This is a genomic window from Acidovorax sp. sif0632 (assembly GCF_019218805.1).
Classification (GTDB): Bacteria; Pseudomonadota; Gammaproteobacteria; order Burkholderiales; family Burkholderiaceae_C; genus Acidovorax; species Acidovorax facilis.
The window spans coordinates 775504-796811 of record NZ_JAHUWW010000003.1 but is presented as its reverse complement, the minus strand read 5'-3'; the positions used below and the strand labels follow the sequence as shown (position 1 = coordinate 796811).

19 protein-coding genes are annotated in these 21308 nt (G+C 65.0%); 15 read left to right on the top strand and 4 right to left on the bottom strand.

Annotated elements, in window-relative coordinates; all coding sequences use genetic code 11:
* Nucleotides 1-108: 108 nt before the first annotated feature.
* From glnA to KW832_RS13635, 5 genes are all read left to right on the top strand, one after another.
* A complete protein-coding gene (gene glnA, locus KW832_RS13655; protein WP_121420585.1) occupies nucleotides 109-1524 on the top strand; it encodes a type I glutamate--ammonia ligase in 1416 nt (471 codons plus the stop codon).
* A 212-nt stretch (nucleotides 1525-1736) separates the two neighbouring features.
* On the top strand, nucleotides 1737-2255 hold the full coding sequence (locus KW832_RS13650) for a hypothetical protein (protein ID WP_218300363.1): 519 nt from the start codon (nucleotides 1737-1739) through the stop codon (nucleotides 2253-2255).
* Nucleotides 2256-2347: 92 nt separating this feature from the next.
* Nucleotides 2348-3370 carry a nitrogen regulation protein NR(II) gene (gene glnL, locus KW832_RS13645; RefSeq protein ID WP_010457747.1) on the top strand — a complete coding sequence of 341 codons (1023 nt, stop codon included), beginning with the start codon at nucleotides 2348-2350 and terminating at the stop codon, nucleotides 3368-3370.
* A 50-nt stretch (nucleotides 3371-3420) separates the two neighbouring features.
* On the top strand, nucleotides 3421-5091 hold the full coding sequence (gene ntrC / locus KW832_RS13640; RefSeq protein ID WP_218300362.1) for a nitrogen regulation protein NR(I): 1671 nt from the start codon (nucleotides 3421-3423) through the stop codon (nucleotides 5089-5091).
* A 193-nt stretch (nucleotides 5092-5284) separates the two neighbouring features.
* Nucleotides 5285-6223, top strand: coding sequence for a PA2169 family four-helix-bundle protein (locus tag KW832_RS13635; RefSeq protein WP_055397175.1), 939 nt, complete (start codon nucleotides 5285-5287; stop codon nucleotides 6221-6223).
* Nucleotides 6224-6428: 205 nt separating this feature from the next.
* On the opposite strand, the gene xth is transcribed toward KW832_RS13635, so the two are convergent.
* The 4 genes from xth to KW832_RS13615 all read right to left on the bottom strand — a co-directional run bounded on the left by xth (nucleotide 6429) and on the right by KW832_RS13615 (nucleotide 9325).
* Nucleotides 6429-7205: an exodeoxyribonuclease III gene (gene xth, locus KW832_RS13630; protein WP_218300361.1), complete on the bottom strand. Its 777-nt coding sequence runs from the start codon at nucleotides 7203-7205 to the stop codon at nucleotides 6429-6431.
* A 74-nt stretch (nucleotides 7206-7279) separates the two neighbouring features.
* Complete coding sequence (locus tag KW832_RS13625; protein ID WP_055400409.1) at nucleotides 7280-7768, bottom strand: dihydrofolate reductase; 489 nt, start codon at nucleotides 7766-7768, stop codon at nucleotides 7280-7282.
* Between the two features lie 17 nt (nucleotides 7769-7785).
* Nucleotides 7786-8385 (bottom strand): DUF4337 domain-containing protein, encoded by a 600-nt coding sequence (locus KW832_RS13620; RefSeq protein ID WP_218300360.1) that lies wholly within the window; start codon nucleotides 8383-8385, stop codon nucleotides 7786-7788.
* A 100-nt stretch (nucleotides 8386-8485) separates the two neighbouring features.
* A complete protein-coding gene (locus KW832_RS13615; protein ID WP_055400413.1) occupies nucleotides 8486-9325 on the bottom strand; it encodes a thymidylate synthase in 840 nt (279 codons plus the stop codon).
* A 111-nt stretch (nucleotides 9326-9436) separates the two neighbouring features.
* On the opposite strand from KW832_RS13615, the gene KW832_RS13610 reads away from it, so the two are divergent.
* From KW832_RS13610 to dalD, 10 genes are all read left to right on the top strand, one after another.
* Nucleotides 9437-9958, top strand: coding sequence for a hypothetical protein (locus KW832_RS13610; protein ID WP_218300359.1), 522 nt, complete (start codon nucleotides 9437-9439; stop codon nucleotides 9956-9958).
* A gap of 96 nt (nucleotides 9959-10054) precedes the next feature.
* The gene (locus tag KW832_RS13605; protein ID WP_121420580.1) at nucleotides 10055-10567 is read left to right on the top strand and encodes a sigma-70 family RNA polymerase sigma factor; all 513 of its coding nucleotides are present in this window, start codon (nucleotides 10055-10057) and stop codon (nucleotides 10565-10567) included.
* Nucleotides 10568-10584: 17 nt separating this feature from the next.
* Nucleotides 10585-11649: a FecR domain-containing protein gene (locus KW832_RS13600; protein WP_218300358.1), complete on the top strand. Its 1065-nt coding sequence runs from the start codon at nucleotides 10585-10587 to the stop codon at nucleotides 11647-11649.
* Nucleotides 11650-11966: 317 nt separating this feature from the next.
* Entirely contained in the window at nucleotides 11967-14450 is a 2484-nt protein-coding gene (locus KW832_RS13595; RefSeq protein ID WP_218300357.1) for a TonB-dependent receptor, read from the top strand.
* Nucleotides 14451-14839: 389 nt separating this feature from the next.
* On the top strand, nucleotides 14840-16171 hold the full coding sequence (locus KW832_RS13590) for a sugar ABC transporter substrate-binding protein (RefSeq protein ID WP_218300356.1): 1332 nt from the start codon (nucleotides 14840-14842) through the stop codon (nucleotides 16169-16171).
* Nucleotides 16172-16317: 146 nt separating this feature from the next.
* Nucleotides 16318-17181: a carbohydrate ABC transporter permease gene (locus KW832_RS13585; RefSeq protein WP_218300355.1), complete on the top strand. Its 864-nt coding sequence runs from the start codon at nucleotides 16318-16320 to the stop codon at nucleotides 17179-17181.
* A 15-nt stretch (nucleotides 17182-17196) separates the two neighbouring features.
* Nucleotides 17197-18042, top strand: coding sequence for a carbohydrate ABC transporter permease (locus KW832_RS13580; RefSeq protein WP_056067136.1), 846 nt, complete (start codon nucleotides 17197-17199; stop codon nucleotides 18040-18042).
* Between the two features lie 46 nt (nucleotides 18043-18088).
* On the top strand, nucleotides 18089-19132 hold the full coding sequence (locus KW832_RS13575) for an ABC transporter ATP-binding protein (protein WP_218300354.1): 1044 nt from the start codon (nucleotides 18089-18091) through the stop codon (nucleotides 19130-19132).
* Nucleotides 19129-19872 (top strand): SDR family oxidoreductase, encoded by a 744-nt coding sequence (locus KW832_RS13570; protein ID WP_218300352.1) that lies wholly within the window; start codon nucleotides 19129-19131, stop codon nucleotides 19870-19872. Before KW832_RS13575 ends, KW832_RS13570 begins: the two co-directional genes overlap by 4 nt.
* Nucleotides 19873-19891: 19 nt before the next feature.
* On the top strand, nucleotides 19892-21295 hold the full coding sequence (dalD, locus tag KW832_RS13565) for a D-arabinitol 4-dehydrogenase (protein WP_218300350.1): 1404 nt from the start codon (nucleotides 19892-19894) through the stop codon (nucleotides 21293-21295).
* The last annotated feature ends 13 nt before the right edge of the window (nucleotides 21296-21308 follow it).

Here is a 21308-nt window from a genome sequence, read left to right as displayed (position 1 = left end):
GTCCTTAGTGCTCCTTCATAGTGCGGCGGCTGCACCCAGCTGGCACGCAAACTGCTTTTATTTCGGTAAATTCCTTTTTTCAACAAGCGCTTTATCCAGGAGAACCTGATGGCCAAGACCGTTGCAGACGTGATGAAGATGGTGAAGGAGAACGAAGTCAAGTTCGTTGACTTCCGTTTCACCGATACCCGTGGCAAGGAACAGCACGTGACCGTGCCTGTGTCCCACTTCGACGAAGACAAGTTCACGTCCGGCCATGCATTTGATGGCTCCTCGGTAGCCGGCTGGAAGGGCATTGAAGCCTCGGACATGCAACTCATGCCCGACCCCAGCACCGCCAACATCGACCCCTTCTTTGAAGAAACCACACTGTTCCTGCAGTGCGATGTGATCGAACCCGGTGACGGCAAGGCCTACGACCGCGATCCACGCTCCATCGCCAAGCGCGCTGAAGCCTACCTCAAGGCCTCCGGCTTGGGCGACACGGCGTTCTTCGGCCCAGAGCCAGAATTCTTCATCTTCGACGGCGTGCGTTGGTCCAACGAACCCGGCAAGGTCATGTTCGAGATCGAAGAGTACGAAGCCCCCTGGAACTCGGGCGCCAAGCTCGAAGGCGGCAACCGTGGTCACCGTCCCACCGTCAAGGGTGGCTACTTCCCAGTGCCTCCCGTCGACAGCACGCAAGACATGCGCGCTGAGATGTCCCTGATCCTCGAATCCCTGGGCATCCCGGTCGAAGTGTTCCACCACGAAGTGGCGGGCGCTGGACAGAACGAAATCGGTACGCGTTTCAGCACGCTGGTCGAGCGCGCCGACTGGACGCAGGTCCTGAAGTACGTGGTCTGGAACGTGGCCAACGCCTACGGCAAGACCGCAACCTTCATGCCCAAGCCCTATGCTGGCGACAACGGCTCCGGCATGCACGTGCACCAGTCCATCTGGAAGGACGGCAAGAACCTGTTCGCTGGCGACGGCTATGCCGGCCTGAGCGACTTTGCGCTGTACTACATCGGCGGCATCATCAAGCACGCACGTGCCCTGAACGCCATCACCAACCCCGGCACCAATTCGTACAAGCGCCTGGTTCCTGGCTTTGAAGCCCCTGTGAAGCTGGCCTACTCGGCCCGCAACCGCTCGGCCTCGATCCGCATTCCTTACGTGGCTAACCCCAAGGGCCGCCGCATCGAAGCGCGTTTCCCCGATCCATCGGCCAACCCATACCTGTGCTTCTCGGCACTGATGATGGCGGGCCTGGACGGTGTGGAAAACAAGATCCATCCCGGCGAAGCCGCCACGAAGGATCTGTACCACCTGCCACCCGAGGAGGACAAGCTGGTGCCCACCGTGTGCCACAGCCTGGACCAAGCGCTCGAGTATCTGGACAAGGACCGTGGTTTCCTTACCAAGGGTGGCGTCTTTACCGATTCCATGCTGGATGCCTACATCGAACTCAAGATGGGCGAAGTCACGCGTTTCCGCATGGCACCTCACCCTGTCGAGTACGACATGTACTACTCCCTGTAATCGCCTGCCTGCAGGCCATTACCCTCACAAAGGCGGCCCCGGCCGCCTTTTTTTATTGCACTCAAGGATCGGGTTTCGCTGAAACGGAACCACTGGCTGGGCCGTTGCATCCTTGTACAAAGCCCTGTGCGGGGCTGCTGGTGTTGGATTGGCGATGTGTGGTGATTGGGGGATACTCCCCGAACCCCTGCATGGCAGTGCGAGGAAACCGAATGAAGAAAACGCTCATCACCCTGTTACTGATCGCCGCGACGGCTCCCGCCGCATGGGCGCAAGACCGCATCTACCGTTGCGGCAACGAATACACCAACAACGCCCAGCAGGCCAAGGAGCGCGGCTGCAAGCTGGTTGAGGGAGGTAACGTCACCGTGGTCCAGGGCACCCGACCTGCAGGCGCAGCAACGGCAGCGCCAGCGACGGGAACCGGGGCTGGTGCGGGCACAGCTCCCGCCGCATCTCCCCCGTCTGCACCCCGTGTCGCCACCAACGACCAGAAGGCCCGCGATGCCGATGCCCGTGCCATCCTCGAATCCGAGTTGCGCAAGGCCGAGGCGCGCCATGCCGAGCTGGTGAAGGAATACAACGGTGGCGCGCCGGAGCGCAACGCGCTCGACCTGCGCAACCCGCAGCGCTACATGGAGCGCACGGCAGAACTTAAGGCCAGCGTCGCCCGCAGCGAAAGCGATATCGCAGGCATCAAGCGCGAAATCGCCCGTCTTCCGGCCAACTGAATCTCTTTCCCTCGTTTGGCACGCGTGTGAGTTCCTCACTCTTCACAGAAGCCCCTTCCTCCGACACGGGGCGCTTTCATTCGCTGGACCTGATGTCCACCCTGGTGGCGGTGCTGCGCGCCGATGGCGCCGTGCAATTCGCCAATGCAGCGCTGGAGAACGCGCTCGGCCTCTCGCGCCGCACCCTGGAGGGGGTGGACTTCTCCACCTTCTTCACCGACCCCGCTTTGCTACAGACCGCATTGGCGGGCGCGCGGGGCAAGGACTTCGCGGCCCTGCGGTATGAAGCCAGCCTCAAGCGCCAGCACCAGGACCCGGTGCCCGTGCATGTGAGCGTGGCCGATGCCGAGCAGGTCGGCGAAATCCTGGTGGAGCTGTGGCCGCTGGAGCAGCAGGCCCGCCAAGACCGCGAGGAGCGCCTGCTGGACCAAGCCCAGGCCAACAAGGAGTTGATCCGCAACCTGGCCCACGAGATCAAGAACCCGCTGGGCGGGATTCGCGGTGCTGCGCAACTGCTGGAGATGGAGCTTGAAAGCCGCGAACTGACCGAGTACACCCAGGTCATCATCCACGAGGCCGACCGATTGCAAAGCCTGGTAGATCGGCTGTTGGCACCCCATCGCCATCCCCACCTGGTGGGTGACGTCAATATCCATGAGGTGTGCGAGCGCGTGCGGTCTCTGGTGCTGGTGGAATACCCCCAGGGCCTCAAGGTGCTGCGCGACTACGACACCTCGATCCCTGAGTTCCGTGGCGACCGCGCCCAGCTCATCCAGGCACTGCTGAACATCGTGCAGAACGCAGCCCAGGCGCTGACCGAGCGCATCGCAGAGGGTGAGGCGACGATTACACTGCGCACCCGCGTTGCGAGACAAGTAACGTTTGGTCGCCAGCGCTATCGGCTGGCACTGGAATTGCATGTCATCGACAACGGACCGGGCGTGCCCGACGCGATCAAGGAGCGGATTTTTTACCCTCTGGTGTCGGGTCGGGACGGCGGGTCAGGGCTGGGGCTCACGTTGGCACAAACCTTCGTGCAGCGCCATCATGGGTTGATCGAATGCGACAGCGTACCGGGTCGCACCGATTTCCGCATCCTGATTCCCTTGCCTTAAAAGCGCAGATGGTCCCTGACACGCAACCACAGGGAAGGTAAGAAAAACATATGAAGCCGATCTGGATAGTAGATGACGACCCCTCGATCCGCTTCGTCCTCGAAAAGGCGCTGGCCCGCGAGAACCTGCCTACGCGCAGCTTCACGCACCCCCGCGAAGTGCTGGACGCGCTGGCCGATATCACCCCCGGAGACCCGGCGCGGCAAGGCCCCCAGGTCCTGGTAAGCGACATTCGCATGCCTGGCGGCTCCGGCCTGCAACTGCTGGAGAAAGTCCGCGAACTGCAGCCCGGCCTGCCCGTCATCATCATGACGGCCTACTCCGACCTGGACAGCGCCGTGTCGGCCTTTCAGCGCGGCGCGTTCGAATACCTGCCCAAGCCGTTTGACCTGCCCAAGGCGGTGGAGCTCATCCGCCGCGCGGTCGAAGAAAGCCAGCGCGAGGAAGTGACCGAAGAGCGCCAGGCCGAAGCCCCGGAGATGCTCGGCCAGGCGCCCGCCATGCAGGACGTGTTCCGCGCCATCGGCCGCTTGAGCCAAAGCCAGGTCACGGTGCTCATCACCGGCGAATCGGGCTCGGGCAAGGAGCTCGTGGCGCGCGCGCTGCACAAGCACTCGCCGGTCGCAGACGGACCCTTTGTCGCCATCAACACGGCGGCCATCCCCAAGGACCTGCTCGAATCTGAACTCTTCGGCCATGAGCGCGGCGCCTTCACCGGCGCGCAGACGCAGCGGCGGGGCCGCTTCGAGCAGGCCGAGGGCGGCACGCTATTCCTCGATGAAATCGGCGACATGCCGTTCGATCTGCAGACGCGCCTGCTGCGTGTGTTGTCGGACGGCCAGTTCTACCGTGTGGGCGGCCATGCGGCCGTGAAGGCCCATGTGCGCGTGATCGCTGCCACCCACCAGGACCTGGAGCGGCGCGTGAAGGAGGGGGGCTTTCGCGAAGACTTGTTCCACCGCCTCAACGTCATCCGCCTGCGCCTGCCCGCGCTGCGCGAGCGGCACGAGGACGTGCCTGTGCTCACCCGCCATTTCCTGCAGCAAAGCGCGCGGCAACTGGGTGTGGAGCCCAAGCGCATTGCCGACTCGGCCATCGCACGGCTGGAGCAGTTCGCCTTTCCGGGCAATGTGCGCCAGCTGGAGAACATCTGCCACTGGCTCACGGTGATGGCGCCCGCCCAGGTCATCTCGCTGCAGGATCTGCCGCCCGAAGTGCTGGAAGCGCCCCTTTACCAACCCGCTCCCCGACCCGGCAGTGATCCGTCTGCGACGGTAGCTGCCGTGCACGCCGTTGCGGCCCCAATGCCAACCCCTGCGCCGGCGGTGGAGTTGGTGGGAGGGCTGCCACAACCTGCCACTGGCGCCACCCAGCCCCTGGTGGGCGGTATTGCGGCCTCTGCCACCCCGGCGCTGGGCGCTACGCCCCACTGGCCCGCCGAGGCGCAGATGGCGACGGGTTCGGGCGGGATAGCTGCCACCGTTGGCACTGCGGCGACCTGGGAGCAGGCGCTGGAGACCGAGGCGCAGAAGCTGCTTGCGGGCGGCCAGCCCGAAGTGTGGGACGCCCTTACGCGGCGGTTCGAATCGCGCCTGATCCGCACCGCGCTCACGGCCACCCATGGGCGCCGCATGGAAGCCGCGCAGCGCCTGGGCATTGGCCGCAACACCATCACACGCAAGATCCAGGAGCTGGGCCTGGATGCGCCCGATGAGGCATAAAAATAGCCTCTAGCGCTTGATGGTAAAGCGTTAACGGCTATAAATTTTGTAGTGTCTGAGGTGGGGCTGTCTTGGTGGATGCCGGGGCAGGCACACCTCCCAATGTCCTACAAGCAGGCCCTCCTTGGGCCGACCCAGCCCTCCGGGAGTGACTTCAACAATGAAGGCACTGTCAACCAACCGGAGAGCTTCTATGTCGGATTTCAACGATGCCAACCGTGACCCTTTGACCAATGAACCGGGTTCCCACCCTGTCGGAACCGGGGTCGGTGCTGCCCTGGGTGGCGCCGCTGCGGGTGCCGCTGCGGGCGCTTTTGGCGGCCCGGTCGGCGCAGCCATTGGTGGCGTGGCCGGTGCGGTAGCCGGCGGCCTGGCGGGCAAGGCCGCCGCCGAGGCTGTCAACCCCACCGAGGAAGATGCCTACTGGCGCGAAAGCTTCCACCGCGAGCCTTATTACGTGGGTGGTCGCACCTACGAACAATACCGCCCTGCCTACGAACTGGGCTGGTCGTCGGTGGGCCGCTATGAAGGCGATTTTGAGGCGGTGGAACCCCGCCTGGCCGATGACTGGCGGGCGCGCCATTCGGACGGCCTGGCCTGGACGGATGCCCGCCCCGCCGCCCGCGCCGCCTGGGAACGGGTATCGCGCTCCAGCCTGAACGACGACCGCCCCATGGATGTCGTGGACAACGAAGACGTGGTGGATGTGCTCAACGACCTGCTGGAGTCGTCTCGCGATGGCGAATACGGCTTCACCGCCTGCGCCGAGCATGCCGACTCTGCCCAGCTCAAGAGCGTGTTCCAGCGCCATGCGCGCGAATGTGCGGCCGCCGCTGTCGAACTGGAGCACGAGGTGCGTCGCCTGGGGGGCGAGCCTGCTTCAGGCGGCACCGTGGCTGGCGCGCTGCACCGCGGCTGGGTGTCGGTGAAATCCGCCCTGTCGGTGCACGACGACAAGGCCGTACTGCAGGAATGCGAACGCGGCGAGGACGCTGCCGTGGCCCGTTACCGCAAGGCCCTGAAGGCCACCCTGCCGCTGGATGTGCGGGCCCTGGTAGAGCGCCAGTCGCAGGGCGCGCAGCGCAACCACGATGAAGTACGTGGCCTGCGCGACACGTTCGCCAATAGCTGATAGGGCACAGCTTGCGCGCTGGGGTTTCGTTCAGGGGCCCCCGGCGCGTCGCAAGTCATAGGCCATAGGCCATAGGGATTTTTGGGCGCAGCTTTCTTGCGCGCCGATTCCCCAATAACAAAAGGCTGCAAGGATTTTCCTTGCAGCCTTTTGTGTATGCCGGGCGTCCGCTTGTTGCCGCACGGCCTGCGTCGTCAAGGGGTTGTTACGTCATGGTGAGCACCACGGGCGCGTGGTCGCTGGGTTGTGGGTTCTTGCGGGGGGCGCGGTCTACCGTGCAGGCGGTCACACTCGCACGCAGTGCATCGCTCACCAGAATGTGGTCAATGCGCAGCCCCCGGTTCTTCTGAAACCCGAGCATGCGGTAATCCCACCATGAGTAGCTTTTCTCGGGCTGCTCGAACATGCGGAAGGTGTCTGTCAGGCCCAGGGCAATCAGGTCCTGGAAATGCTGACGCTCTTCCACCGTGTGGTGGATGGTGTCTTTGAGCCCCACCGGGTCGAACGAGTCGCGGTCTTCGGGCGCTACGTTGAAGTCACCCAGCAGCGCCAGGCGCGGGTGGGCCAGCAGTTCTTCACGCAGCCAGCGATGCAGCGCCGCAAGCCACAGCATCTTGTAGGCAAACTTCTCCGATCCCGGGGCCTGGCCGTTCACGAAGTAGCAGTTCACCAGACGCAGTTCCCCGTCGGGCGTGTCCAGCGTGGCGGCAATGACGCGGGCCTGCTCGTCCGTGTGCCCGGGGATGTTGCGCACCACGTCGCGCATGGCGTGGCGGCTCAGGATAGCGACGCCGTTGTAGGTCTTCTGGCCAAAGGTCACGGCCTCATAGCCTGCCTCCTTGAACGCGTCGTGCGGAAACTTGTCGTCAGTGAGCTTGAGCTCTTGCAGGCACAGCGCATCGACCGGGTTGGCCGCGAGCCAAGCCAGCACCTGGGGCAGGCGGACGGTGAGGGAATTGACATTCCAGGTGGCGATTTGCATTTTTTTGGCCTCCAGCGCTTGATGGATAAGCGCTAAGTGCTATCAATTGAAGAGCTTTGCGTTCCGGCGCCGTGTCAACCTGCGCGCACGTAGGTCACAAAGCTGAAGGGCAGCCCCTTGGTGCTGACGTGGCGGCTGCGTGCGGATTCTGTCCACGGCGCACCCAGCGTGGGCGCGTAGGCGTCCCCATCGAAATCCTGGTCGATCTCGGTCACTTCCAGGCGGTCGGCCAGGGGCAGGGCCTCGGCGTAGATCTGCGCGCCGCCTATCACCCACACCGTCTGATCGGCAGGTGCCTGCTGCAGCGCATCCTGCAGGCTGGTGGCGCGCACGGCGCCCTCGGCCTGCCAGTCGCCCTGGCGCGTGACCACGATGTTGGTGCGGCCGGGCAGGGGGCGAAAACGCGGGGGCAATGAGTCCCAGGTCTTGCGGCCCATGATGACGGCACAGCCCTGCGTGAGTTGCTTGAAGTGCGCCATGTCCTCCGGGATGTGCCATGGGATGGTGTTGTCCTTGCCAATGACGCCATTTGCGGCGCGGGCGTAGATGAGGTGCAGGGGCATGGTGGGGCCTCCTTGTTTCAGATATGCAAGGCGGCGAGGGCGCCCACGCCCAGGCCCACGGCAGCCACGCCGTACATGCCGTACTCCAGCCATTTTTTCTTGGTCAGCAACGCAATGGCGGCCAGGGCGATCGCCACCTGCAGCGCCGTGGTGGCCTGTGCCCAGCGGTGGTGCTGGTGCATCTGGGCCTCGCTCTTGCGGTCGAACTCATGGGCGTCGGCTTCGAGTTTTTCGGCCACCACCTTGATCTCGTTTTTCTCGGCCTCGTAGCGCTCCACCTTGGTCTGGTAGCCGGCCTTGCGGTCGTCGGGCGCCAGGTCGCGGGCCAGTTCGGCCAGGGATTGCTTGGTGCTCTTGGACTGGAAGTAATTCCACTGGTTGGATGCTTCGGTCTTCTTGATGGCTGCGTCGTTCTTGAGCAGGCCGGCATTGGCTTGCGTGGCGCCGCCCATGTAGGCAAAGATAGCACCCACCGTGGCCACGATGGCGGTGAACATGGCGATCTTGTTCATCGACGAGTTGCTGTCGGTGCCATGCGTTGCAGCGTGGTCGCCGTGGGTGGCATGCTCCACCGCGTGGTCGTGGGGGCCGTGTACGTGAAATCCGCCGGAAGACATGGATAAAAGCTCGTGGTGTTGGGTGGAAGCGGGCAAGGCGCTGTTGACTCTGCCCTTGGGACTCAAGAGGTATGGGGTACCAAAGAGGGGTGTCGGCTGATCAAACGGCCACAGGAGCCTTGATGGCGGGGTGGCACTGGTAGTCCAGCACTTCAAAGTCTTCGTACTCGTAGTCAAAGATGCTGTCGGGCTTGCGTTTGATGTTCAAGACCGGGTAGGGGTAGGGCGTGCGCGCCAGCTGGGTCTGCACCTGCTCGTGGTGGTTGCTGTAGATGTGGCAGTCGCCGCCGGTCCAGATGAAGTCGCCCACGTCCAGGTCGCACTGCTGGGCCACCATGTGGGTCAGCAGTGCATAGCTGGCGATGTTGAAGGGCACTCCGAGGAAGATGTCTGCGCTGCGCTGGTACAGCTGGCAGCTCAGCGTGCCGCGCCCGCCGGGTTCTTGTGCCGGGGCCACGTAGAACTGGAAGAACGCATGGCAGGGCATGAGCGCCATCTTGTGCAGCTCGGCCACGTTCCAGGCGCTCACGATGATGCGGCGCGAGTCGGGATTCGTTTTGAGCGTATTGATCACGTCGCTGATCTGGTCGATGTGGCCGCCGTCCGGCGTGGGCCAGCTGCGCCATTGCACGCCGTACACCGGGCCCAGGTCGCCGTCCTCTCGCGCCCATTCGTCCCAGATGGTCACGCCGCGCTCCTTGAGCCAGTTGTTGTTGCTCGACCCCGTGAGGAACCACAGCAACTCCTGGATGATGGATTTGAGGTGCACCTTCTTCGTGGTGACCAGCGGGAAGCCTTCTTTCAAATCAAACCGCATCTGGTGGCCGAACACGCTCTTGGTGCCGGTGCCCGTGCGGTCCGACTTGTCCACGCCATGGGTGAACACGTGGCGCATGAAGTCTTCGTATTGTGAGCGGACGGGGCGGGCGTGTTCTGTCATGGCGGTTGGAAGGCGAAAGACGCGATTTTAGGGGGGCGGCTGCCGGCTGGAACCGGCTAAGCTCGCAGACCTTTTCGCCCAGCTGCCCTTTCTAGAAAGAAGCCCCCGATCATGCGCCCTGTCTCTCCAGCCCCTTTGTCACGCGCCGTGCTGGCCGCTCTTGCGTTGGCGGTGCTGCTGCCGGGTTGCGTGGGTACGGTACCCACCGCGCCCACTGCGCCGCGCAAGGTCGCGCGTCCTGTGCCCAACGACGTACCTGCCGCGCCCGCCAATCCCTGGGGGAACCTGCAAACCCAGGTAGGCAACTATCCGGTCGGGGGCTCAGACTTCCTGCGTGCCGGCCCGCTGGCCGAGCGGCTGCGTGGGCTGCTCGGTCTCGCCAACTACAACGTGCTGCTGGACAACCTGCAGGTGAGTGGGCCGCTGCGGCAAGACGGCTCCATGCTCTTCATCACCGGCAACCGGCCGGACGCAGGCGACACGGCGGCCGCCGCCATCGTGATCCACGCCGCCACCGACACGGTACGCGTATGGCTGCTGACCGGCGGGGAGGAATGGGACGTGCAGGACCTGGGGACCCCGAAGACCCTGCCGGCCCACGTTGCCACGATGATGGAAAACGCGCGGCGCTGAGCTCGCAGCCGACCTGTCCGCGTGGTGGCGTGCCCAGGATCTGGGCGGGAATGTGTTTCTATAATCGAGAATCATTCTCAAAAAGGCCGTCACGCCATGTCTGCCGCTCATCCCCTGCACGCGCTCTACAGCCACCACCACGGATGGCTGCAGTCCTGGCTGCGCCGGCGGCTCGGCTGTGCCGACGATGCGGCCGACCTGGCGCAGGACACCTTCGTGCGCCTGCTCGCACGGCCGACCGCCATCGCCCCCGACGCGATGCGCGAGCCGCGCGCCTACCTGACCACGGTGGCACGCGGGCTGCTGGTGGACTTCTGGCGCCGGGGTGAACTGGAGCGCGCCTACCTGGCAGACCTGGCCCTGCAGCCCGAGGTGCTGCAGCCATCCCCCGAAGAGCGTCTGGCCGCCGTGCAGATGCTCCACGCGGTCGATGCATTGCTGCAGGGCCTGACGCCCAAGACGCGCGCAGCGTGGCTCATGAACCGGCTCGATGGCCTCACGCATGCAGAGATTGCCGAGCAGCTGCAGGTGTCGGTGCCCCGCGTGCGCCAGTACCTGGCCAACGCCATGCGCCACGCCTACCACCTGCGTTTTGGCGGCGCGGCGTGAGCAGTGCGGGCTGGACAATGGGCGGCCCACCTGGTGGTACAGGCGACGACCATCCCGTGCCGCCTGCCGTGCTGGAGGCCGCCATCGGCTGGCAACTGCGCCAGGGAGAGGGCGCCATCTCGCCGGCGGACGCCCAAGCCCTGGCCGACTGGCTGGCCGCACACCCCGACCATGCCCGCGCCTGGCGCCAGCTGGGCGACATCGACCATCACTTGGCCCGCGCCGCCGCAGGTCCCGGAGCCCGCGCAGCGTTGCTGCTGCCACCGCGCCGGCGCCGTCCTGCCCGTGTGGCGGGCGCCGTGCTGGGCCTGGCATTGGCGGTGGCCTGCGGCGTGCTGGTGCTGGACCGCTACCAGCCCGCGGGCCAACTGCTGGCCGACCACCGCACCGCCACCGGCGAGCGCCGCACCATCGTGCTGCCCGACCTGACCGTGCTGCACCTGAACACCCGCAGTGCCGTGGATGTCGTGTTCAGCCAAGACCAGCGCGCCATCCACCTGCGCGCGGGCGAGGTGGCCGTGGAAACCAGCCATGCCGACCCGGCTGAGCGGCGCCCGTTCGTCGTGCTGACCGAGGACGGCAGCCTGCGCGCCCTGGGCACCCGCTTCACCGTGCACCGCTGGCCACAGGCGCCAGCTGCTGGCAGCGATGGGGCGCAGGGCAGCGGCGCGCCCGCCACCGAGGTTGCCGTCACCCAGTCGGCCGTTGCGGCCCGCCCGGCGAGCTGTGCGGCAGCAGCGTCCGAGCCGTGCGCTGCCGAGCGCATCGTGTCGGCCGGGCAGGGCGCACGGCTGGAGGGCGGGCGGGTGGACCCGTGGGTGGCCCCACCCGATGCCGACGCCTGGAAGGACGGCATGCTGGTCGTGAACAACCAACCCTTGGGCGAGGTGGTGGCCATGCTGGCGCGGCACCGGGTCGGCCACCTGGGTGTCGACCCCCGTGTGGCCGGGTTGCGCGTGACGGGCACGCTGCCCCTGGCGGACACCGACCAGGCCCTGTTGGCGCTGACCGCGGCCGTGCCGGTGGAGGAGGTCTGGACCACACGCTGGTGGGTCATGCTCAAGCCGCGTGCTGCGCCCTGAGGATGAAAATATAGAGAAAATCGGCCGCTACCGCTTGATGGGTAGGCGCTGGCAGCTATAAAAAGATGAGCGACTTGGTGCGGCTGATCGACGTTTCCATTCAGTTCAACCCAGATCAACCCAGATCAACCCGCCGAAGCAGATCAACCCAGATCGCCGCTGCCAGCTGGCACCCCATCCACCAACGATGCCGGCCCGAAAAAGAAATTGTCCCGGCCCCCTCTCACTTTTCGGCACCCGTTCGGCAATCAGACAGAGACCGTGCATCCGCGCGGTTGCCCCTCTTTTCTGACGTGACCCGTTTCGGAGCCTGACCCATGCCCTCTGCTGTTCTCCCTTTTCCGCTGAACCCCTGCGCTGCGGCGCTGCTGATGGCGCTGGCGGCCTCTGCGGTGGCTGCACAGCCAGCCACGGCAGAGACCCCCGCGGCCACGGCCAGCGCTGCGGCGGTGCGTGACTACGACCTGCCCGCCGGGCCATTGGGGGCTGCCCTGAACCGCATCGCGCGCGACGCAGGCCTGGCCCTCACCGCCGATGCGCAGTTGGTGGAAGGCCGCAACGCGGCGCCTGTACGGGGCCGCTTCGATGCACCCGAGGCACTGCGCCGCGCGCTGGCGGGTTCGGGGCTGGAGCTGCGGCAGGCCACGGGCGGCGTCTTCACGCTGCGCGAGGCATCGCGCCCTGCAGCGCAGGCACCCCGGCTCAGCGATGCCGCCACCCTGGGCGCGGTCACCGTGACGGCCAGCGCCGAGGCAGCGCCCGGCGATTTGCCGCCCGCCTATGCCGGCGGCCAGGTCGCCACGGGCAGCCGGGTCGGCCTGCTGGGTCAGCAGAGCCTGATGGACACGCCGTTTCACATCACCAGCTACACGGCCGAACTCATGCAGGACCAGCAGGCGATCACCGTGGCCGATGTGCTGGCCAACGACCCGTCCGTGCGCACGGTGTCCTACAGCCTGACCAATGCTGCTGCGGGGGGCGACATCTTTCTGATCCGCGGCTTCTCGGTGCAGGACTCGGTGCTGTTCGACGGCATCGGCGGCATCGCCACCAACCGTGCCGTGGCGGTCGAAGCGGCCGAGCGCGTCGAGGTGCTCAAGGGCCCCAACGCGCTGCTCAACGGCATGGCGCCTGGGGCGGGCGGCGCGGTGGGCGGCGCCATCAATCTGGTGCCCAAGCGGGCGGGCGATGTGCCGCTGACCCGCCTGACCACCACTTACCTGTCCAAGGGCAACCTGGGCGGCCACCTGGACGTTGGCCGCCGGTTCGGCGACGACCACCAGTGGGGTGTGCGCTTCAACGGCGTCTACCGTGACGGGAAGACCGCCACCCAGGGCCAGTCCGTCGAGCTGGGCGCTGCGGCGCTGGCCGTGGACTACCGGGGCAGCCAGTTGCGGGCCTCGGTAGATGCCGGCCACCAGACGATGAACAACGAAGCGCCGCAAGGCGCCGCGGGCTTTGGCATCGACGACGCCATCGACATCCCCAGGCCGCCCCGGGCAAGCCATCGCATCGCGCAGGACTGGGAGTTCGCCAGGTCGCAGAGCAACTACCTGTTGGCCAAAGCCGAGTACGACCTCACCCCCGACTGGACGCTCTCTGCGGCGGCCGGTGGCAGCCACACGCGGTCTCGCTACCTCGCCACCGACGTGTTCGTGACCAGGGTGCAGGGCGATGCGCAGGCCACCACGTACTTCTGGCCCAACTGGACGAACTACCGCACCGTGCAAGGCGGCCTGCAAGGCACGGTGCGTGCCGGCGAACTCACGCATCGCATCCACCTGCATGCGTCGTACCTGAAGAAGGACAGCGGCTTCACGGCGCAGTACTACGGCTTCGACAGCTTCGCCACGAACATGTATGCGCCCGCGGCCACCGCGCGTCCGTCCATCGACGGTTTCTCATCGCGGCCGCCACAGACCGATTCCTTACAGTTGCCGTCTGTGGCGCTGTCAGACACCGTCTCGCTGTGGCAAGACCGCCTGGCCGTCACCCTGGGTGCCCGCTACCAGCGCGTGAAGGTCGTCAAGTACGACACCACCACCGGGGCAGGCAGCACCGCGTACGACGAGCACGCGGTAACGCCGGCGCTGGCGGCGGTGTTCAAGCTACAGCCGCACGTATCGCTCTACGGCAATTACATCGAAGGGCTGGTTCAGGGCGATTCAGCGCCGCTGGGCACCACCAACGCCGGGCAGGTGTTCCCGCCGGTCCGGACGAAGCAGCGGGAGGTGGGCGTGAAGGCCGATTGGGGCCGCTTCAGCACCACAGCGAGCCTGTTCCACATCCAGAAGCCGAGCGGGCTGGTGGCGTCCAACGGCGATGGCACGTTCACCTACCAGGTCGGTGCAGAGCAGCGCAACCGCGGTGTCGAGCTCAATGTCTTTGGCGAGGTGGCCCGGGGCACGCGCCTTTTGGGCGGCGTGACCTTCAACGATGCCCGGCTGACCCAAACCGAAGGCGGCACCTACAACGGCAACGCCGCACCCAATGTGTCGCGCTGGCAGCTCAACCTGGGCAGCGACCACGATGTGGCTGCCGTTCCGGGGCTGACGCTGTCGGCCCGCATGATCTCCAGCAGCGCGCAGCATGTGGACGCCGCCAATCTGCGGCGCATTCCGGGCTGGACGCGCTGGGACATCGGTGCCCGCTACAAGACCCGGGCGTGGGGCCGGCCGCTGGTGCTGCGCGCGGGCGTGGACAACCTGTTCAACCGCAACTACTGGTCCAGCGGCTCCGGCAACTGGCTGTATGTGGGAAGTCCTCGCACGGTGACTCTCTCTGCCACGGTGGATTTCTGACGGGAGCAGTGCTGCCGTGGGCGGACGGACAAATGGATGGAGGAGGGGGTAGTGGTGTCTTCCCCGGTGGGCCTTGGTGCACGAAATATGGATTAAATTGGCCTCTACCGCTTGATAGATAAGCGCCAAAAGCTATTGATTTGATAGTGATTTGGGGCATTCGCGACTAACCGTGCTGGGGGTCCGGCCCCTCTCTTCCTGGTCGGTTAGATACCCTGTTGACACCTCTAGGTATAAATCCTGAGTATCTGGTGAAAATTAGTATTTGTGGAGGCATCTGGAGTACCAATCGAGCATTGCAGCATCGGTATCGTTCAGTTCGTCAATGCCGTATGCCTGCACTGGCGTTGAACGGTCGATCCCATACCAATTACGAAGGAGACATTCCGATGCCACATTCCCCCCGTGTTTTTGCTCCCCAGCGCCTGGCCCTGGCCGCTGCACTGGCCCTGTCGCTGTGCGGCGCCGCCAGCGCGCAGACCGAGCTGGTCATTGCCACCGTGAACAACGGCCACATGATCGAGATGCAAAAGCTCAGCAAAAACTTCGAGCAGGCCAACCCCGACATCAAGCTCAAGTGGGTCACGCTGGAAGAAGGCGTGCTGCGCCAGCGCGTGACCACCGACATCGCCACCAAGGGCGGCCAGTTCGACGTGATGACGATCGGCATGTACGAGGCGCCCATCTGGGGCAAGAAGGGCTGGCTGCAGGAGCTGAAAACCGACGCTGCGTACGACGTGGACGACCTGCTGCCCGCCGTGCGAAACGGCCTGTCCATCGACGGCAAGCTGTTCGCTGCGCCGTTCTATGGCGAAAGCTCGATGCTCATGTACCGCAAGGACCTGGCCGACAAGGCGGGCGTGCAGGTTCCCGAGCGTCCCACCTGGCCGCAGATCAAGGACCTGGCCGCCAAGATGCACGACCCCAAGAACGGGGTGTACGGCATCTGCCTGCGCGGCAAGCCGGGCTGGGGCGACAACATGGCGTTCTTGACCACGCTGGTCAACACCTTTGGTGGCCAGTGGTTCGACATGCAGTGGAAGCCGCAGCTCGAGTCCAAGCCCTGGAAGGACGCGATCAACTTCTACGTGGACCTGCTCAAGAACTACGGCCCGCCCGGCTCTGCAGCCAACAGCTTCAACGAGATCCTGGCGCTGACCAACTCGGGCAAGTGCGGCATGTGGGTGGACGCGACCATTGCGGCATCGTTCGTGGCCGACCCCAAGCAATCCAAGGTGGCCGACCAGATGGCCTTTGCCCAGGCGCCCACCATGAACACGCCCAAGGGCGCCAACTGGCTGTGGTCGTGGAATCTGGCCATCCCGGCTGGTTCCAAAAAGGTCGACGCCGCGCAGAAGTTCATCACCTGGTCCACCAGCAAGGACTACATCCAGCTGGTGGCCAAGACCAACGGCTGGGCCAACGTGCCCACCGGCACGCGCAAGAGCACCTACGCCTCGCCGGAATTCCAGAAGGCCGCGCGTTTTGCCGCCGCAGAGAAGACCGCCATCGACTCGGCCAACCCCACGGATTCGACCTTGCCCAAGAGCCCGTATGTGGGCGTGCAGTTCGCGGCCATTCCTGAGTTCCAGGCCATCGGCATCGCGGTGGGTCAGCAGATGAGCGCAGCACTGGCGGGTAAGACGACGGTGGACGCCGCGCTCAAGGCCAGCCAGGTGTCGGCTGACCGCGAAATGAAAAAGGCCGGCTACTACAAATAGGCATTCATTCGGCTACTGCGCTGGCCGATCCGGGGCCGGTGTTCCTCGCCGTACGGGAGTACGGCTCCGGTACAGCGACCCCGACTCGGCCCACTCGCGTCGCCGACTGAACGCCTATTTTTGCTGGACTATTTTCTGAGGCTTCCATGAACCGCCGCCTGCTCCCCCGCCTGCTGCTCACGCCTGCCATGGCCACGCTCTTCCTGTGGATGATCGTGCCGCTGGTGATGACGATCTACTTCTCGCTCATCCGCTACAACCTCATGCAGCCGGACCAGACCGGCTTTGCCGGGCTGGAGAACTTTGAGTTCTTCGTCACCGACCCTTCGTTCGGCACGGCGGTGGTCAACACGCTGCTGCTGCTCGGTAGTGTGATCCTCATCACGGTGGTGTTCGGCATTGCGATTGCGCTGCTCATCAACGAGCCGTTTGCGGGCCGGGGCATCGTGCGGGTGCTGCTGATCTCGCCGTTCTTTGTCATGCCCACGGTGAACGCGCTGATGTGGAAGAACATGATGATGAACCCCATCTACGGCGTGCTCGCCCAGGTGTGGATGTTCTTCGGCGCGGCCCCGGTGGACTGGCTCACGGACCACCCGTTGTTCTCGGTGATCGTCATGGTGTCGTGGCAATGGCTGCCGTTTGCCACGCTGATCTTCATGACCGCATTGCAGAGCATGAACCACGAACAGCTGGAAGCATCGCGCATGGACGGCGCCAACTACCTGCAGCAGCTGCGCTACCTGTACGTGCCGCACCTGGCGCGCTCGGTGGCCGTGGTGGTGATGATCGAACTCATCTTTTTGCTCAGCATCTTTGCCGAGATCTACACCACCACGGGTGGCGGGCCGGGCGATGCGAGCACCAACGTCACCTTCCTGATCTTCAAGCAGGCGCTGCTCAACTTCGACGCGGGCGTGGCCTCGGCCGGGGCGCTGTTCGCAGTGTTGCTGGCCAATATCGCGGCGGTGTTTCTGATCCGCATGGTCGGCAAGAACCTTGACAAGTAAGACGGGGCAACGCTCATGACAACGACAAAACGACGCCGCTCCAACTTCCCGCTGGGCCTGCTGGCCCTGCGCACTGCCGCTGCCTGGGGCGTGGCCCTGCTGCTGTTTTTCCCGCTGGGTTGGCTGTTCCTCACGGCGTTCAAGACCGAGTTGCAGGCCATCGCCGTGCCGCCGCAGCTGTTCTTTGTCCCCACGCTCGAAAACTTCCACGAGGTGCAAGAGCGCAGCGACTACTTGCTGTACGCCAAGAATTCGGTCATCACCAGCGTGGTCTCTACCTTGGTGGGGCTCATGCTGGCAGCGCCTGCAGCCTACGCCATGGCCTTCTTCAAGGGCAAGTACACCAAGGACATCCTCATGTGGATGCTCTCCACCAAGATGATGCCCGCCGTGGGCGCGCTGGTACCCATTTATGTGCTGGCGCAAAAGAGCCACCTGCTCGATACGCAGCTTGCGCTCATCATCGTGTTCGCGCTGTCCAACCTGCCCATCATGGTCTGGATGCTGTATTCGCACTTCAAGGACATCCCGCGCGAGATTCTGGAAGCCGCGCGCATGGACGGCGCCACGCTGTGGCAGGAGGTGCGCCTGGTGCTGCTGCCGCTGGGCATGGGCGGCCTGGCATCGACCGGGCTCTTGTGCCTGGTGCTGTCATGGAACGAGGCCTTCTGGAGCCTGAACCTCAGCGCCGCCAAGGCTGGCACGCTGGCCACACTGATCGCGTCGTACTCCAGCCCCGAGGGCCTGTTCTGGGCCAAGTTGTCCGCCGCCTCGCTGATGGCCATTGCACCCATCGTGGTCTTTGGCTGGTTCAGCCAGAAGCAGCTGGTGCAGGGCCTGACGTTTGGTGCGGTCAAGTAAGCCGTAGTTTTCCTCCTAGTTTTCAAGATTTCAGGAACCCGATTCCATGGCCTACCTTCAACTGCGCGGCATCGAGAAATTCTTTGGTGAGCACCGCGCCATCAAGGGCATCGACCTCACCATCCAGCAAGGCGAGTTCATCGTCTTCGTCGGCCCCTCGGGCTGTGGCAAGTCCACGCTGCTGCGGCTGATCGCGGGGCTCGAAAACATCGACGGCGGCACCCTGATGCTGGACGGCCGCGACATCACCGACCAGCCCTCGAGCAAGCGCGACTTGGCGATGGTGTTCCAGAGCTATGCGCTGTACCCGCACATGAGCGTGTACGAGAACATGAGCTTTGCGCTCAAGCTCGCCAAGGTGGACAAGCAGGTGATCGACGAGAAGGTGCAGAACGCCGCGCGCATCCTCAACCTCACGCAGTACCTGCAGCGCACGCCCAAGGAGCTGTCGGGCGGGCAGCGCCAGCGCGTGGCCATCGGCCGCGCCATCGTGCGCGCGCCCAAGGTGTTCCTGTTTGACGAGCCACTGTCCAACCTCGACGCGGCGCTGCGCGGCCAGACGCGCGTGGAGATCGCCAAGCTGCACCGCGACCTGGGCGCCACCACCATCTACGTCACACACGACCAGGTCGAGGCCATGACGCTGGCCGACCGTGTGGTGGTGCTGCGCGACGGCGTCATCGAGCAGGTGGGTACGCCGCTGGAGCTGTACGACCGGCCCGCCAACCAGTTCGTGGCCCAGTTCATCGGCACGCCGCAGATGAATGTGGTGCCCCTGCCGCAGCTGCCATCGCCTGTACAACAGCAGGCACCCACCGGGGCGGAGGGCGGTGCCATCGGCCTGCGCCCCGAGAACATCACGGTGCGCAACACCGGCGCGACGCCGGTGCCGGGCCAGGTGGACCTGGTGGAAGCATTGGGCGCAGAGACGCTGATCTACGTGAGCACGCCCAGCGGCGCGCAGTTTGTGGCGCGCCAGAACGACCGCACAGGCCTGCGCGCCGGCGATGCGGTGAGTCTGGACATCGACGCGTCGCACGCCCATTGGTTCGACCCTGCGGGCCGTGTTGTCGCGGGTGCAGCTGCATGACCGCCGTGACCACAGGCCGGGAATTGCACGGCAAGGTGGCCGCCGTCACCGGCGCTGCATCGGGCATCGGGTTTGCCAGTGCAAAGGCCATGGCCGACGCTGGAGCGCACGTGGTACTTATCGACCGCGATGAAAAAGCGCTGGACAAGACTTGCGCAGCCATCGGCGCCCAAGCGTCGCCGCTGGTGCTGGATTTGCTGGACACAAAGCAGTGTGCGAGCCTGCTTGCGCGCACGCTGGCCATTGCGGGACAACTCGACATCTTCCACGCCAACGCCGGGCTGTATGTGGGCGGCGACCTGGTGGATGCCGACCCCGACGCCATCGACCGCATGCTCAACCTGAACGTCAACGTGGTGATGAAGAACGTGCACAACGTGCTGCCCCACATGATCGAGCGCGGCACGGGCGACATCATCGTCACCAGCTCGCTGGCCGCGCATTTCCCCACGCCGTGGGAGCCCGTCTACGCATCGTCCAAGTGGGCCGTCAACTGCTTCGTGCAGACCGTGCGCCGCCAGGTCTTCAAGCACGGTATCCGCGTGGGCTCCATTTCGCCCGGGCCCGTCATCACCTCGCTGCTGGCCGACTGGCCCGCGGAAAAGCTCGCCGAGGCCAAGGCCAGCGGCAGCCTCAACGAGGCCTCCGAAGTGGCCGACGTGGTGCTCTTCATGCTCACCCGCCCGCGCGGCATGACCATCCGCGACGTCGTGATGATGCCCACGAACTTTGATCTCTAGAAACCCGCAGTCACGCACCATGAATTTCATCCTGCACCTGGGCCTGGGCTCGTTCCACCGCGCGCACCAGGCCGTTTATGTCCACGAACTGCGACAGCAGGGCGACCAACGGTGGGCGATTGCCGCAGGCAACCTGCGCCCCGACATGGCCGATGCCATCGCGGCGCTGCAAGCGCAGGATGGGCGCTACACGCTCGAAACCGTCACCCCCCAAGGCGAGCGCAACTACACCGTCATCGAGTCGATCCAGCGGGTGATCCCCTACCAGGATGACCTGGCCCCGCTGATTGCCATGGGTGCCGACCCTGCCACGCGCATCATCAGCTTCACGGTGACCGAAGCGGGCTACTACCTGGATGCCCAGAACCAGCTCGACTGGCCCACGTTTGCCGACCTGCGCGCCGACCTGGCGGCCGTGAAGGCGGGCCAGGCAGGCCACACTATCTACGGCGGCCTGGTCAGCATCCTGCGCGCGCGCAGGGCAGCCGGTGCGGGCGCCGTGACGCTGATGAACTGCGACAACCTGCGCCACAACGGCGACCGCTCGCGCGGCGGGCTGCTGCAGTTCATCGAGGCGCTGGGCGATGCGCCACTCAAAGAGTGGGTAGAGCAGAACACCACGAGTCCCAACGCCATGGTGGACCGCATCACGCCGCGCCCCACGCCCGATGTGGCCGAGCGCGTGAAGGCTGCAACGGGTTGGGACGACAAGGCAGCACTCATGGGTGAAAGCTTTATCCAGTGGGTCATTGAAGACGACTTCATTGCAGGCCGCCCCGCGTGGGAAACGGTCGGTGTCGAGATGGTGCAGTCGGTGCAGGCCCATGAAGAGGCCAAGATCCGCCTGCTCAACGCCACCCACAGCTGCATTGCCTGGGCGGGTACGCTGGCGGGCTACCAGTACATCCACGAAGGCACACACGACGCGGCCATTCGCCAGATGGCCTACGACTACGTCACCGACGACGCGATCCCTGTGCTCCACACGCCCGAGCAACCATGCCCCATCAACCTGGAGCAGTACCGCGACGTGGTGCTGGACCGCTTCGGCAACCCCGCCATTGCCGACACCAACCAGCGCGTGGCCATGGATGCGTTCTCCAAGATCCCCGGCATGATTGCGCCCACTATCCGCGACAAGCTCGCGCGCAACGCTTCGTTCGATAGCGTGGCCATGCTGCCAGCGCTGTTCCTGGCCTACCTGCAGCGCTGGCATGCGGGGCAGATCCCCTACACCTACCAGGACCAGGCCATGGACCCTGCAGTGGCCCATGCCATCTGCGATGCTGCTGACCCCGTGGCGGCCTATGCGGCCGACACGACCCTGTGGGGCGAGATGGCCAGCCACCCCCAATTGTTGGACGCGCTGCGCAAAGCCTATGCCCGCGTGTTGGCTTTTGTGGCGGAGCGGACAGGCGTCTGATGCTGGTGTAATT

Coding starts and splice junctions, on each gene's coding strand:
- glnA (WP_121420585.1), top strand. CDS start 109: ATGGCCAAGACCGTTGCAGACGTGATGAAGATGGTGAAGGAGAACGAA.
- KW832_RS13650 (WP_218300363.1), top strand. CDS start 1,737: ATGAAGAAAACGCTCATCACCCTGTTACTGATCGCCGCGACGGCTCCC.
- glnL (WP_010457747.1), top strand. CDS start 2,348: ATGTCCACCCTGGTGGCGGTGCTGCGCGCCGATGGCGCCGTGCAATTC.
- ntrC (WP_218300362.1), top strand. CDS start 3,421: ATGAAGCCGATCTGGATAGTAGATGACGACCCCTCGATCCGCTTCGTC.
- KW832_RS13635 (WP_055397175.1), top strand. CDS start 5,285: ATGTCGGATTTCAACGATGCCAACCGTGACCCTTTGACCAATGAACCG.
- xth (WP_218300361.1), bottom strand. CDS start 7,205: ATGCAAATCGCCACCTGGAATGTCAATTCCCTCACCGTCCGCCTGCCC.
- KW832_RS13625 (WP_055400409.1), bottom strand. CDS start 7,768: ATGCCCCTGCACCTCATCTACGCCCGCGCCGCAAATGGCGTCATTGGC.
- KW832_RS13620 (WP_218300360.1), bottom strand. CDS start 8,385: ATGTCTTCCGGCGGATTTCACGTACACGGCCCCCACGACCACGCGGTG.
- KW832_RS13615 (WP_055400413.1), bottom strand. CDS start 9,325: ATGACAGAACACGCCCGCCCCGTCCGCTCACAATACGAAGACTTCATG.
- KW832_RS13610 (WP_218300359.1), top strand. CDS start 9,437: ATGCGCCCTGTCTCTCCAGCCCCTTTGTCACGCGCCGTGCTGGCCGCT.
- KW832_RS13605 (WP_121420580.1), top strand. CDS start 10,055: ATGTCTGCCGCTCATCCCCTGCACGCGCTCTACAGCCACCACCACGGA.
- KW832_RS13600 (WP_218300358.1), top strand. CDS start 10,585: ATGGGCGGCCCACCTGGTGGTACAGGCGACGACCATCCCGTGCCGCCT.
- KW832_RS13595 (WP_218300357.1), top strand. CDS start 11,967: ATGCCCTCTGCTGTTCTCCCTTTTCCGCTGAACCCCTGCGCTGCGGCG.
- KW832_RS13590 (WP_218300356.1), top strand. CDS start 14,840: ATGCCACATTCCCCCCGTGTTTTTGCTCCCCAGCGCCTGGCCCTGGCC.
- KW832_RS13585 (WP_218300355.1), top strand. CDS start 16,318: ATGAACCGCCGCCTGCTCCCCCGCCTGCTGCTCACGCCTGCCATGGCC.
- KW832_RS13580 (WP_056067136.1), top strand. CDS start 17,197: ATGACAACGACAAAACGACGCCGCTCCAACTTCCCGCTGGGCCTGCTG.
- KW832_RS13575 (WP_218300354.1), top strand. CDS start 18,089: ATGGCCTACCTTCAACTGCGCGGCATCGAGAAATTCTTTGGTGAGCAC.
- KW832_RS13570 (WP_218300352.1), top strand. CDS start 19,129: ATGACCGCCGTGACCACAGGCCGGGAATTGCACGGCAAGGTGGCCGCC.
- dalD (WP_218300350.1), top strand. CDS start 19,892: ATGAATTTCATCCTGCACCTGGGCCTGGGCTCGTTCCACCGCGCGCAC.